At 64.6% G+C, this 12,639-nt stretch carries 14 protein-coding genes, 1 tRNA gene and 1 pseudogene; 11 read left to right on the forward strand and 5 right to left on the reverse strand.

Features of this window, described 5'->3' with window-relative positions; all coding sequences use genetic code 11:
• Nucleotides 1–18: 18 nt before the first annotated feature.
• The gene (locus tag RJ03_RS00810) at nucleotides 19–1,008 is read right to left on the reverse strand and encodes an NAD(P)H-quinone oxidoreductase (protein ID WP_036497058.1); all 990 of its coding nucleotides are present in this window, start codon (nucleotides 1,006–1,008) and stop codon (nucleotides 19–21) included.
• 123 nt (nucleotides 1,009–1,131) lie between these two features.
• On the opposite strand from RJ03_RS00810, the gene RJ03_RS00815 reads away from it, so the two are divergent.
• Nucleotides 1,132–1,620, forward strand: a complete 489-nt coding sequence (locus tag RJ03_RS00815) for a MarR family winged helix-turn-helix transcriptional regulator (protein WP_036497059.1) — start codon at nucleotides 1,132–1,134, stop codon at nucleotides 1,618–1,620.
• Between the two features lie 140 nt (nucleotides 1,621–1,760).
• Complete coding sequence (locus RJ03_RS37710) at nucleotides 1,761–1,934, forward strand: hypothetical protein (RefSeq protein WP_167331944.1); 174 nt, start codon at nucleotides 1,761–1,763, stop codon at nucleotides 1,932–1,934.
• Between the two features lie 104 nt (nucleotides 1,935–2,038).
• On the opposite strand, the gene RJ03_RS00820 is transcribed toward RJ03_RS37710, so the two are convergent.
• On the reverse strand, nucleotides 2,039–2,878 hold the full coding sequence (locus RJ03_RS00820; protein WP_036497060.1) for a LysR family transcriptional regulator: 840 nt from the start codon (nucleotides 2,876–2,878) through the stop codon (nucleotides 2,039–2,041).
• Nucleotides 2,879–2,973: 95 nt separating this feature from the next.
• Here RJ03_RS00820 and RJ03_RS00825 point away from each other — a divergent pair, with 95 nt between their 5' ends.
• The 3 genes from RJ03_RS00825 (at nucleotide 2,974) to RJ03_RS35720 (ending at nucleotide 5,785) form a co-directional block, all read left to right on the forward strand.
• Nucleotides 2,974–3,699, forward strand: coding sequence for an SDR family NAD(P)-dependent oxidoreductase (locus RJ03_RS00825; protein WP_036497061.1), 726 nt, complete (start codon nucleotides 2,974–2,976; stop codon nucleotides 3,697–3,699).
• Between the two features lie 434 nt (nucleotides 3,700–4,133).
• Entirely contained in the window at nucleotides 4,134–4,667 is a 534-nt protein-coding gene (locus RJ03_RS00830; protein WP_157163311.1) for a hypothetical protein, read from the forward strand.
• Nucleotides 4,664–5,785: a helix-turn-helix domain-containing protein gene (locus tag RJ03_RS35720; RefSeq protein WP_157163312.1), complete on the forward strand. Its 1,122-nt coding sequence runs from the start codon at nucleotides 4,664–4,666 to the stop codon at nucleotides 5,783–5,785. The genes RJ03_RS00830 and RJ03_RS35720 overlap by 4 nt, the downstream gene beginning before the upstream one ends.
• 619 nt (nucleotides 5,786–6,404) lie before the next feature.
• Here RJ03_RS35720 and RJ03_RS00840 read toward each other — a convergent pair.
• Together RJ03_RS00840 and RJ03_RS00845 are read right to left on the reverse strand one after the other, a co-directional pair.
• Nucleotides 6,405–7,196, reverse strand: a complete 792-nt coding sequence (locus tag RJ03_RS00840) for a protein phosphatase 2C domain-containing protein (RefSeq protein ID WP_036497065.1) — start codon at nucleotides 7,194–7,196, stop codon at nucleotides 6,405–6,407.
• Nucleotides 7,193–8,026: a sigma factor-like helix-turn-helix DNA-binding protein gene (locus RJ03_RS00845; RefSeq protein ID WP_036497126.1), complete on the reverse strand. Its 834-nt coding sequence runs from the start codon at nucleotides 8,024–8,026 to the stop codon at nucleotides 7,193–7,195. Before RJ03_RS00845 ends, RJ03_RS00840 begins: the two co-directional genes overlap by 4 nt.
• Before the next feature lie 142 nt (nucleotides 8,027–8,168).
• Here RJ03_RS00845 and RJ03_RS00850 point away from each other — a divergent pair, with 142 nt between their 5' ends.
• Genes RJ03_RS00850 through RJ03_RS00865 form a run of 5 tightly spaced genes read left to right on the forward strand, consistent with a single transcriptional unit; the run spans nucleotide 8,169 to nucleotide 12,159 of the window.
• Nucleotides 8,169–8,537 carry a hypothetical protein gene (locus RJ03_RS00850; RefSeq protein WP_157163313.1) on the forward strand — a complete coding sequence of 123 codons (369 nt, stop codon included), beginning with the start codon at nucleotides 8,169–8,171 and terminating at the stop codon, nucleotides 8,535–8,537.
• Between the two features lie 6 nt (nucleotides 8,538–8,543).
• Nucleotides 8,544–8,951, forward strand: a complete 408-nt coding sequence (locus tag RJ03_RS36875; protein WP_157163314.1) for a hypothetical protein — start codon at nucleotides 8,544–8,546, stop codon at nucleotides 8,949–8,951.
• Nucleotides 8,948–10,681: a replication initiator gene (locus tag RJ03_RS00855; RefSeq protein WP_036497068.1), complete on the forward strand. Its 1,734-nt coding sequence runs from the start codon at nucleotides 8,948–8,950 to the stop codon at nucleotides 10,679–10,681. The genes RJ03_RS36875 and RJ03_RS00855 overlap by 4 nt, the downstream gene beginning before the upstream one ends.
• A gap of 12 nt (nucleotides 10,682–10,693) precedes the next feature.
• Nucleotides 10,694–10,912, forward strand: coding sequence for a helix-turn-helix transcriptional regulator (locus tag RJ03_RS00860; RefSeq protein WP_036497069.1), 219 nt, complete (start codon nucleotides 10,694–10,696; stop codon nucleotides 10,910–10,912).
• Complete coding sequence (locus tag RJ03_RS00865; protein ID WP_083870512.1) at nucleotides 10,912–12,159, forward strand: tyrosine-type recombinase/integrase; 1,248 nt, start codon at nucleotides 10,912–10,914, stop codon at nucleotides 12,157–12,159. The genes RJ03_RS00860 and RJ03_RS00865 overlap by 1 nt, the downstream gene beginning before the upstream one ends.
• A gap of 4 nt (nucleotides 12,160–12,163) precedes the next feature.
• On the opposite strand, the gene RJ03_RS00870 is transcribed toward RJ03_RS00865, so the two are convergent.
• A tRNA-Ser gene (locus tag RJ03_RS00870) sits at nucleotides 12,164–12,248 on the reverse strand.
• Between the two features lie 204 nt (nucleotides 12,249–12,452).
• Here RJ03_RS00870 and RJ03_RS00875 point away from each other — a divergent pair.
• Nucleotides 12,453–12,639 (forward strand): annotated as a pseudogene (locus RJ03_RS00875) (esterase family protein); the annotation flags it as partial.

A 12,639-nucleotide genomic window follows, 5' to 3' on the forward strand; every position in this document is an offset into this window, starting at 1 on the left:
CGGCCGTCCGCGCGTCGTTCACGCCTCGTCGATGCGCAGCACCACCTTGCCGACGGTCTCGGCCGAATCGAGCAGTTCGTGGGCGCGTGCCGCCTCCGTGACCGGGACTTCGGCATGGACCACCGGCACCACCGCGCCCTCCGCGATCAGCGGCCACAGATGCCGCCGCAGCTCCGCGATGATCTCGGCCTTACTCGACTTCCCGGTCGCCGGCCGCTTGCGCAGATTCGTGGCGTGGATGGTGCCGCGCTTACCGAGCAACTCCGCCAGATTCAGTTCGCCCGTCACCCCGCCCTGCATGCCGATCACACACAGTTGTCCGTCCTCGGCGAGTGCGGAAACATTGCGCGGCAGGTATTTCGCGCCCATATTGTCGAGAATGATGTCGGCGCCACCCGATTCGCCGAGGACTTCGACGAAATCCTGTTCCCGATAATTGATTCCGATGCTCGCGCCCAATTCGGCGCAGCGATCCAATTTGTACTGCGAACCCGCGGTCACCGCGACGCGCGCACCGCGATGCACCGCGACCTGAATGGCATGGGTGCCGATTCCGCTCCCGCCTCCGTGGATGAGCAGCAGCTGCCCGGCGTGCAATCCGGCCCGCATCACCAGATTCGACCAGACGGTGGCGGCGACCTCCGGAAGTGCCGCTGCCGCAGCCAGATCCAGACCTTCGGGCACCGGCAGCACCTGGCTCGCGGCGACGACCACGCGCTGGGCGTAGCCGCCGCCGGACAGCAGCGCGCACACCCGATCGCCCGGCCGCAGATCCCGCACGCCCGCGCCGGCCTCGGCCACGACACCCGACACCTCGAGGCCCAGGATGTCGCTGGCGCCCGGCGGCGGCGGATAGAAACCCTGGCGCTGCAACAGATCCGCGCGATTGACCCCGGCCGCCACGACGTCGATCGCCACCTCGCCCGGTCCGGGCGGCGGCAGATCCGGCACCTCCGCCCAGCGGATCACCTCGGGCCCACCGAAACCGTCCAACGTCGCCGCGTACATGCCTCGACTCTAGGTGCTCGCCGCGCCGGAACGGGTGCGGCCGTGCGGCCGATCCGGGTGATCTTGTCCGCAGGTCCCTGACCAGCCGACATTCCTTCCATTCGGGCCCAATAGAATGGCGCCATGGCTTACGAACCGAGCGGTCACCCGGCCTCCCCGCCGTGGTTGAGCTCGGCACAGCAGCGGGCATGGCGTGCGTTCATGGACGGGCATCAGCGCCTGATGGTGGAACTCAACCGCCAGCTCCAGGCCGACAGCGATATGAGCCTGCCCGAATACCGCATCCTCGTGATGCTCTCCGAGGCCCCGGGCGGTTCGCTGCGGATGAGCGATCTCGCCGACGGCGTGTTGTCCTCGCGCAGCCGCCTGACCCACCAGATCCGCCGCATGGAGGACGAGGGCATGGTCCGCCGCACCAGCTGCGAAGAGGACGGCCGCGGCGTCCGCGCCCACCTCACCGACGAGGGTATGCGCCGCCTCCGCGCCGCCGCCCCCGGCCACGTAGCCGCAGTCCGCCGCACCTTCGTCGACCTCCTCAGCCCCGAAGAGCTCACCGCCATCGGCGACGCCTTCGACCGAGTCAACGCCAAAACCGACCCCCGCCGAACCTGATCCGAAGCTCCGCCACTCGGCTCGATCGGGGACGTTGGTCCCTTGTTGCTGGCTGTTCGCGGGCGCGACCATTAGGGCGCTGGGTCCGGGACCGGGTTTTCCGGTTTTCCTTCGAAGGGTGACGTCGAAAGGTTCGAACCATGCACAGGAAATCAGCGAAAGCTCTCGCCACCACCGCGATCATCTTGTCGCTCGGCGCCGTGGCGGCGCCCCTCGCCTCCGCCGACAGCGCTTCCGATACCACGGCGAAACCGATCGCCATCTGCATCACCATCCCGCTGCCGGGATCCGCCGATTGGGTGTGGTGCTTCTGAACCTGGGCCCGGCCGTTCGAATCGAGACCGAAACGATGGTGGCGCCGACCGATCCGCCGGTCGGCGCCATCGTCGTGGATGCATGGACGTGAACGGCGGTGTCGCTAGAGACGCGTCGCGGTGCGGACGAGGTCGGCGACGGCTCTGGATTTGCTGTGCGGTGGCCAGGCGATGACGGTCGTGACCGCCGGTGCGTCCGGCACCGGCACGATCGCGTGACCGTCGCGCAGGTGGGTTCGGACCGACTCGGGCATGACCGCGCAGGTTCGCCCGAGCGCGATCAGCTGTGCCAGTTGGGTGTGGTCGCGAACCTGCGGACCGGGGCCGTCGGGATAGCTTCCGTCCTGCCGTGGCCAGCGCGGCAGGGGCAGATCCGTCAGGGCGGAGACCTCGGCCGACGATATGTGGGCCCGGGAGGCGAGGGGGTGGCCCGCGGGCAGGACCAGAACCTGCTGTTCGGTGTGCAGATCCTCGGTGTCGAATCCGGCGGTCGTGTCGAAGGGCCGGTGGAGCAGGGCGACGTCGGCACGACCGTCGCGCAGCAGCCCCTCCTGTTCGCCGGGCCCGCACAGAATCACCTCGACGGGGACAGCGCCCGGTTCGGCAGCGTAGGCGTCCAGCAGTTTCGACAGCAGTTCGCTGGATGCTCCGGCCTTCGTGGCCAGCACCATGCCGGGCCGATGGGCGGCGGCGCGGCGGGTACGGCGCTCCGCGGCTTCGACCGCGTCGAGCGCGGCGCGGGCCTCCCGCAGCAGCACCGACCCGGCCTCGGTCAGGGCGATCGACCGAGTGGTGCGGTGCAGCAGAACCACGCCGAGCCGGCGTTCGAGCTGTCGGATCGCCCGGGACAGCGGTGGTTGCGCCATGGCGAGTCGCTGCGCCGCCCGGCCGAAATGCAACTCCTCGGCGACGGCGACGAAGTATCGCAACTCCCGCGTCTCCACCCCGCCATCGTATCCGGCATTGATACCCGTGCGGTATCAGCGGCCACCCAGTCGGTGTTGGACGCATCGCCCGAGACCGAACCAGGATCGACGGTATGAGTGAACAGACGATCGCGCTGGTGACCGGTGCGAACAAGGGAATCGGATACGAGATCGCGGCGGGCCTGGGCGCCCTCGGCTGGCGCATCGGTGTGGGCGCGCGCGACGCACAACGTCGCGATACGGCTGTGGAGAAATTGCGCGCGGCCGGAATCGACGCATTCGGCGTTCCGCTCGACGTGACCGACGACGCAAGCGTGGCCGCCGCGGCCGATCTCATCGCCGACCACGCCGGAGGGCTCGACGTCCTGGTCAACAACGCCGCGATCACCGGCGGAATGCCACAGACACCCACCTCGGTCGATGCCGCGACCGTGCGAGAAGCCGTGGAAACCAACGTGATCGGGGTCATCCGCGTCACCAACACGATGCTGCCCATGCTGCGCCGTTCGGCAGCACCGAGGATCGTGAACATGTCCAGCAGCGTCGGCTCTCTCACACTGCAGACCACCCCCGGCACCGACACCGGCCCGATTTCCGCCGCGTACGCGGCCTCGAAGACCTTCCTGAACGCGGTCACCATCCAGTACGTCAAGGAACTGGCCGACACCGACATCCTGATCAACGCCGGCTGCCCCGGTTTCACCGCCACCGACCTCAACGGTTTCCGCGGCGTCCGAACCCCCCAACAGGGCGCGGCGATCGCGATCCACCTCGCCACCCTGCCCGACGACGGACCGACCGGCGGATTCTTCTCCGACGCCGGACCAGTCCCCTGGTGACGGACTCTCACCTGCGGTGGGTGTGGGATTTGAACCCACGGTGGCGTGAACCACGACGGTTTTCAAGATTGTCGTTCTCGACGTTTGGCAGTGTTGGTGACGATCGGCCCTCGCAGTAAACGCGCCCTGAGCTGTGAGTTTGCGATACCGCAGCGTTGGTTGTAGTTGGCTGCATGGCGCACCATTGCGGACCAACTGCGGACAAGCGCTGTTGCGTGAGGGGTGCCACCGCCTGGGCCGACATGGAGGACGAATGGCCGGCGCGAGCAGTGGACAACGAGACCGGGCGCCAACGCAACCGCACGGCTACAGTCTCGATGTCGCCACGAGGTTATAATATTTTTCCGTCACCAGTTCGGGGCGGAGAAAGCGAGACGGGTTTGTGCAGCGAGGCTGAGGTCAGACAGGTTATGGGGTCCGAAGGGGCCCAGGCGGTGATCGAGATCGTGCGGGGCGCGTGGCAGGACTACCGAACATCCGGTCGGCCGCTGAAGCCTGGGCCGCGGGCGAGTTATGTGTGGAACTGCATGATCGATCGTGCTGAGGTCGAGTTCGCGAACTTCGAAGGTGTCGACATCATGCCCCTCGACAAGAGCGTGATCTATGTCTTGCACGGTCACGTCGCCTTCCGCCTCAAGCTCCTGGATGGCCAACACCGCACATCGAACATCAAGACGCGGATACAGCGGGACCTGCAGCGCAGCGGTAGTCTCCAGTTCGACGGGATGCCGGTGGATCTTCCGATCATCTCGTGTGGGTACACGCTGGACGAGACCGAGTCTGAGGTTGATAAGGTCTTGGCGGTCCGTGAGCTGAACAATCGTGTCGAATGGTGGTTTGAGTTGGATGAACTGGCCAACGGCGAGTTCGCTCCGGTCTCTCCGATCTTCCCGGACCTGGGTCCAGACCTGCCGTCGTTGCCGACTATTCGACGCGTCAAGCGCGGAAAGGACGGCGGTTCTTTGTGAGCAAATCTGATCACCGGACGGTGATTCCTGCTCGTAAGTTTGATCACCGTATGGTGACCCTCGCTCGTGAGGCGGTTGGCCTCACGCAGACTGCTTTGGCGCATAAGGTCGGCATTTCCCAAGCCTTCATATCGAAAATCGAGAATGGGTTTGAGATACCGACACAAGTGCTGCAGGACGAGATCGCGTCGGCATGTGGAGTTCCCTCGGAGTTTTTCGAGCAAAGCGAAGGAATACTCGGGGAAAGTCTGGTCGACCTATATCATAAGAAGCGCCTCACTCTGCCGGCCAAGCCATTGAAGAAGGCAAATGCGATAGCGAACATTTGCCGAAACGAGGCTACGCGGCTGCTTCGTACAGTGGAATTCGAGGATTCTGCACCATTCCCAAACTTCCCTATCCATGAGCGTGCGCCCGAAGAAATAGCGCAGGCGGTGAGGGCTCTGTGGCGTATTCCTGCAGGTCCTCTACCCAATTTGATCGCTCTCATCGAGGCTGCGGGCATTCCAGTGTACGTAGTCGATCTTGAGCATGAGAAATTGTCGGCGATGTCGATGCCGGGACCCGCTGGAATCCACGTTATTGTGTTGAATAAACGTCTGCCGCCTTCTGCTCGTCGCTTTGCTTTGGCTCACGAGTTGGGCCATCTTACGATGCATTCGGGCCAGCCTGGTGATGACATGGAGCATGAGGCGGATAGGTTCGCTTCTGCATTTCTCATGCCACAGGAAGATATCCGCCGAGATTTTTCAAATCTCAAATTTTCGATGCTCGGAAATTTAAAGATGAAGTGGCGTGTATCTTTTGCAGCTCTTATTTATCGTGCGCACGCTATCGGTGCAATATCGAGCACGCAATATCGCAACTTGAATATCCAGCTTTCTAAACTTCCGTCTGGTCGAAAAACCGAGCCGGGGGAATTTGCGGAAGAAGAGCCGCGGCTTTTGAGGCATGTTTTGGAGCATTTCGAGTCAGATCTTGGGTACACGCGCGATGAGCTGCAGCAGCTGCTTTTGGTGACGCCCGAGCGGCTCTCCGTGCAGTACTTCGGTGAGGCGTTCGTTCCGCGCCCGGTCTCAATAAATAGGCGCCTTCATAGCGTGTCCATCACAGGCTGAGCAATAGCCTTCACCAGCCTGGACTCTGCAGTGGTGGGGTGTCGGCTTGGCCCTGTCTGTGGCCGGGATGCGTTTTGAGTGGGCTGGCTTTCCCGCCTGCCCCATAGGGCCTGCCTTTCTCGCGTAGAGGCTCCGGGGTCAAGGGTGGGCGAATGCCCATCAGCGAAGCTGACGCGTAGCGCCCTTGAGGCTGGAGGGGCGCGGGATCACAATGCAGGCCGACCACAGCCAGGGCCACGCGGCCGGAGGTCGCGCATCACCCACAGCTCAGCTGGCGATTGGTTCGAAGGGGATTGGCGAAGGTGACACGAGCCGTGGACCGGGCTGGGTGTCAGCGGCTTCATGATCGACTGCGGGAGAGCAAGTCGGGGACGGCAGGCGTGGTGCCCAGCACTGCCCTCGTTGATGAAAGTGGCCGGATAGGAATGGCCGGCGTTCTACCCCGTCGCCAGAGCGGCGCCGACGCGCCCGACGCGCCCGCTTGCCGCAGCCTGCGTAGGCGGGCGGTTGCGCGGCGCCGCGTGGCGGCGCTGCTCGGCGGCGCGAAGCGCCGCCCTTGATCTTATATAGCCAAATTCGGCAACGACCGGCCAAAGGTGGGCCGACCGATCAAACCGGCCTACGTCGTAGCGATGACCAAAGTCTTGTCATCGTGCCGCTTGGCGCGGGGCTCGATTCGCCCGTTCGGGTCGTCCTCGGCTTCCCATCGGTGGCATTCCGTCAGGAGACGCTGAAGGCTGTCGGCGTCGTACCCGGCTAGATGGGACCAAGGAAGGTGCAGCGCGGCAAGGCAATTTGCCGCTCCATCGGTTGCGAGGGCTATCCACGGAACGTCATCGGCTTGGTAGCTGCCGCTGATGGCGTGATCGGCGGCGGTGGGATCTGCCTCGGCGATCCAGTAGCCGTCTGGGCGATTTCGGTGCTCCCGCTGTCTGCGTTGGAGCGCTCGCAGAATTTCGCGATGGTCGTCGTCGTAGCCGCTGCCTGCCCTCAGCCGTTGGCGGTATGTACGCGATTCGTCCAGGTCCAACCTGGATAGCCGGTCATCCGTGATCACCGTGTACGAATCGTTCGGGCCTCCAACGACTATGAGCGAGTCGCCGAGTAGCAGGGTCTCGATGGTGTTGCCCCGGTGCCGCACGATCGCAACTGTGCTGGATGGTGCGTGCCCCGGCACGAGGGCGAGGTCTTCGGCCACGGTCCGAATCGCATCGGCCAGGACGGTGCGCAGTTCAACCTGTGCGGTGAGCCGGTCACGGAGTCGACGCCCCAGCGCATCGACGTACGCGCCAGCGCCCGGCGCATCTGGGTCGAACGAAGTGGCCCCGTCGAGAACTATCGCGTAGTCGCAGGCGGTGAACACGCGATCTTCCGCGGAGCTTTCTTGCAGCTGCGCTGTAGCGAGTTTCATGCCTGCTCCGTATACGGGCCGACGATGATCCGGCTGTCGGTAACCGCAAAGTCCGCATCAAAGTCGCACTCGACCACACCATCCACAAGGCTGCTGCTCGGATCGAAAACGCGGGCGAGGTTGCTGCCCAACCACGTTGCAACCCCGAGGGAGCCGATACTGGTGATGCCGGCAATGTGGACGATGACGCGCTCGCCGTCGATCCGCCGAGAGAAGTACCCGATATCCGTGCGGACCGCACTGTCACGCCGGTACGGAGAACGGTGCCGGTCTCCCGTCCGAGCGTCGGTGATCCACCATCCGTCCTCGTCTCGTTCGAAGTCCAAGAATGGGTCTCCATCGAGGAGGTTCCGGGCAACGGGTGCTGACTTCGGTCCGCAGATGATGACGCAATCCCCCGCCGGCGGTTCGGCGCGGTCGGGGTCGATCGGAAATGGTTCGACGGCCAAGGACAGCTGCGTGAGGATGCCCTCGACGGCAAGCTGTGTTGCTTGATCGTTGGCGTCGAAGAAGGGCCGCTCTCGGCCTTCCTCGAGCCCGAGCCGGCGCGGGATGCCGACTGCCACCGGTCCAACACCGAAGAATGCGCGCTCACGCCTCGGTGCGGACGAACGAATCTGGCTGATACGCCCCTTGGTGATGCCGAGTCGTTCGGCGATCTCGGTATAGCTCAAGCCGCCCTGGTGGGCTTCCTCGATCGCAGCTTTCCGCAGCCGCGCCAGCTCGGTGGCTCGCTGCTGGTACTCGATCATCAGCTCTGCCGCTCGTAGGCCGCGCCGGATCGGGTCCGGGTCGTTCCGGACTTTTTCGAACTCGTCGGCGGTAGCCATGAACACGAGTTTAGAGCCCCTTGACGACATGTGGGTATGAGGCGTACCGTCTTATTTATCCCCCCTAAACCTTGCCATCGAGAAACGTTGATTCGAGAGTTTAGGGGCCATAAACAGTAGAGATACCGACCAGGGGGTCACGATGCAGGCTCTGAAATCGATGACGAACAACCTTCGCCCGTCTCGTCTGAATCCTGCGGGGCGGTGTGTGAATTGCCTTACCTTGCAGTGTGATTCGGCTCGCTGCATCGCCTGGTATGCGGGTTCAGTGTGGGAGGTCTGCGAGCGGTGCGGTGGCACCGAGTACGTCGATGGTCACATCGATCCGGAAACGGCGTCGGAGCGCTGCGACTGCATCCACGGCCTGACCGAGGCGGGGGAGTCGTCGCGGCCGCTGGCTGACGTGGTCGCGCTGTTCCCGGAGCCGGTGGCGAAGGCTCCTGCTCCCACGGTGGTCTATGAGTCCTGGCCCGCTGGTGGCGGTGCTCCGGTGCGCTGGACGGGTCGGTGATCAAGTATGAGCGGCAACGTGGTTTCGTTCCCGGTCCGCTCGGCTGGGCCGTTGCGTCCTCCGCGGTTGACGTTTGCCCGGATGTGCATCTGGTGCGGCGGCCGGGACTGCGACGCTCCCGATTGCGTGCAGCTGCATGAGGTTTCGGAGTGGGTCGTGTGTCGTCATTGCCACGGCACAGGCGAAGGGTTCAAGGCGGGCCCGCATGGTTGCACGTGCGCGTTCGGGCTGGTTCTCGTGGCTCCGCTGATCCAGCGTCGACGCGCTCTGATCCCTGGCCCGAATCCCCTGTACACGGTCGATGAGGGGCACTGGTCGGCCTACTTCCATCGCAAGTACGCCAGCGAACCAATCGATCAAGGCAGCTTCGTTGCGGTGCCGACGCCGGTGGCCGCGGAACAGGTGGCCCTATGACCGTGGATGCGTCGCTGATGACTCCCGCTGGCCCTGTCACCGGGGATGGTGATGGGGCTTCGGCCCGTGAGACGGCGGCTGAGCGTCGCTCGCATCTGAACATGCTGGAACTCGCTGAGGCGACGGCGGACAAGTTCGGGGAGTGCCGTCGCCCGATCCCGATGTACAGCGTGAATACCGAGACCGGCAAGTCGGAATACGTTGGCGCACCGTGTAAGTCGACGCTGGCCAGTGTGTGCCCGTCCTGCGCTGCTCGGGCTCATGCGCTGCGGGTGCAGCAGGCCCACGAGGGCTGGCACATCGAAACCGAACCGGTCGACCTCAAACGTGATCCGACCGAGCAACAGCTGGATTTGGTCAAGGCCCGCGCGAGCATGATGGACGACTACCAGGCGGCCAAGGCGCGTAACGACATCGACATGATGGACGGCATCCGCGAGGTCGTGGCCGATCTGGATGCGGAGCTCCGGGGAACCGGTGTGCGCGGTCGTCTTCCGGCGCTGGATCCCGAGCCGAAATCGGAGCGCAAACGGTCGACCCGCCGCCGCCAGGACGTGCCCGACCTGCCTCGCAAGAAGGTCAGCAAGTCCACGATCGGACGGCAGTACGCGGGCAAGTACCGGCCCTCGATGTTCATCACGCTCACCCTCGGCTCGTACGGGCACGTGCACCGTGACGGAGCGGTGAACAGCAAGGGCAAGCCCTGTGGTGACGGTGCGCCGATCGACCCGGACACCTACGACTACCAGCGTGCCGCCCGTGACATCGTGTTCTTCCCCGCCTTGTTCGATCGGTTCGTCCAGAACTACCGGCGTGCCACCGGCCGCGATATCCAGTACTTCGCCACGGTGGAGCCGCAACGGCGGGGAGCTCCGCACATTCACATGGCGGTCCGCGGTACCGATCCCCGGGCGCTGATTCAGGACATCGCCGCGGCGACCTATCACCAGGTGTGGTGGCCGCACTTCGACCCGGAAAACGAGCAGTACACCGACGGGCACATGCCGGTCTGGGACTACTCGGCCGGCACTTTCGTCGATCCCGATACCGGCGAAGAACTGCCCTCCTGGGATGACGCCCTCGAAGTGCTGGACACCGTGGATGACCTCGAACCGGCGCACGTGGTGCGCTTCGGCGAGCAGATCGACCCGAAGGACATCCGGGGCGTTCTCGGTGGCACCGAGGAGGCGGCGCGCCATGTCGGCTACCTGACGAAGTACCTCACCAAGTCGATCAGTGAGGTGATCGAGCCCCAGACCGATCGTGCTGCACGCCATTACGACCGGCTTCACGCGGAGCTCCAGAAGGTGCCGTGCTCGCCTCAGTGCGGTATCTGGCTGCGCTACGGCATCGTCCCCAAGGGCGCCAGCGACAAGACCCAGCCGGGCCGCTGCAAGGGCAAAGCCCACCGCAGAGACACCCTCGGCCTGCGCGGTCGCCGCGTCCTGGTGTCGCGTCGCTGGACCGGCAAGACGCTCCCGGATCACAAGGCCGATCGCGCGGAGTTTGTTCGGCAAATGCTCGCAGCGGTCGGTATCGCCAAGGCTGACCCGTCGCGGCTGATCGTGAGACCGGTGGAGCGCGGGGACAAGAACGTGCCACCGCGTGAGCACCTGATCATGGCCGCTGTCGCTCGGCGGCTCAAATGGCGCAGTGAATACGACATGGCTTGCCTAAACGCGAGCCCACCAGGCGCACAGCAACTTCCGGAAATTCAACTGGCGGCATAGGAGGGAATAGAGATGGATACCAACGAGCAGGAAACGTATCTGCGGGCGAAGGACTGCGAACGGTTGACCGGAATTCCGGAGGCTACTTGGCGGTGGTGGGCGCACGTCGGCTACGGCCCGGAGAGCTTCAAAATGGGGCCGCGTCGGCGGGTGTGGAAGAAGTCCACCGTTCTCGCCTGGATCGCGGAGCAGGAGCGCGCCACGGTGCGGGGTGGAAAGGCGGCCGCGTGATGGCTGTCCGCAGAAATGCCCGCTCGGGCGTAGAAGACCGCTGGTACAAGACGGTCACCAAGGTAGACCCGGTGACCGGGGCCAAGACCCGAGAGCGGGTGAAGTCGCAGAGATACGGCAGCGGCAAGCGCTGGAGGGCTCGATACGTCGATCCCAACGGGGTGGAACGCGCGCAATCGTTCGCGACGAAAGTCGAGGCACAGAAGTACCTCGATGGCGACGTGACCACGAAGGTTGTCACGGGGACATGGGTTGACCCGGATCGAAGTGGCGTTCTCTTCGGTGTCGTGGCTGAGAAGTGGTATGCCACAAAGAAATTCCGCAAACCGAAGACGGTGGCCGGATACCGATCCCTGCTCGACACGATCGTGTTGCCCCGCTGGCGTGAAGTGCCGCTGCGGGATATCGAGTTCGAGGACATCCAAGAGTGGGTCGTGCTCCTGTCGCAGTCCGGCGGCGTGCGGTTCGAGGGTCGCGGACTGTCGGCCTCGCGGGTCATCCAGTCCTACCAGGTGTTCAACCAGGTGTTGAAGTTCGCGATCAAGTCGAAGCGGCTGGCGACGAATCCGGCCGTGGAGGTCGAACTGCCCTCGATGCTGTCGGGGGAGCGGCGCTACCTCACGCACTTGGAGGTGTTGCAGCTCGCGATGGCCGCCGGCCGATTCCGTCCGCTGGTCTTCACCCTCGCGTACACCGGTATCCGGTTCGGTGAGGCAACGGCGCTGCGAACCGCGGATATCGACCTGAGCGATCGGCGTATCCGCGTCTCGCGTTCGGCAACCTTCGTGCGAGGTCAGGGCACGGTGGAAACCGACACGAAGAACCACACAACTCGGGTGGTGCCGGTGCCGGACATCCTCGCCAAAGAATTCGGCAACCTGCTGGAGGGGCGCGAATCGGATGCTCTGGTGTTCCCGAGTCGGAAAGGTGGCTACCTAGAATCGGCGGAATTCCGGTGGGTGTTCGATCAGGCGATCGACGCGACCGGGCTCAAGGGTGTGGTACCGCATGGGCTTCGTCACACAGCCGCCTCGCTGGCGATCAGTGCCGGGGCCAATATCAAGGTCGTTCAGCGGATGCTCGGCCACAAAACGGCCATGCTCACCCTCGATCTGTATGGGCACCTGTTCCCGGATGACCTCGACACCGTGGCGAAGGGCATGGACGCGGGCGCGAATGCCGCTGCGGACCAACTGCGGACCATGCGGCTCAACGAGGGCCAACATGACCAGCGAGATAGCGCCTGACCTGCGGTGGGTGTGGGATTTGAACCCACGGTGGCGTGAACCACGACGGTTTTCAAGACCGTTCCCTTAGGCCGCTCGGGCAACCCACCTCGTTCCGGGCGGGCCGGAACGGTGTCTCAGCCTACTGGCGCGGGTGCGGGGATGCCGAATCGGTCCGGCGGGCTTCGGACGACTCGCCGAAGATCGGGCTGTCGCGTGTTTCGACGCCTCGCGCGACCTCTGGCAGGATGACGGCCATGGTTCGTCGCCGGATACGGCGTCGGCTGTCCGGCGCTACCATCGCCGCACTCCTGATGAGTGGGGCGATCTGGGGAGCGCCGTCGATTGCCGCCGCGCCCGCGCCCCCGGCCGATTCCGGTTCCGCCGAGGGGCCGCCGCCGGCGCTGGACGATCCCCGTCCGGCCACCGCGTCGATCGACCGCATCGAACCGATCAATGATCGCTGGTTGCGGGTGTTCGTGGACTCCCCGGCGATGGGAC

This window comes from Nocardia aobensis NBRC 100429 (assembly GCF_000308375.1).
GTDB lineage: Bacteria > Actinomycetota > Actinomycetes > Mycobacteriales > Mycobacteriaceae > Nocardia > Nocardia aobensis.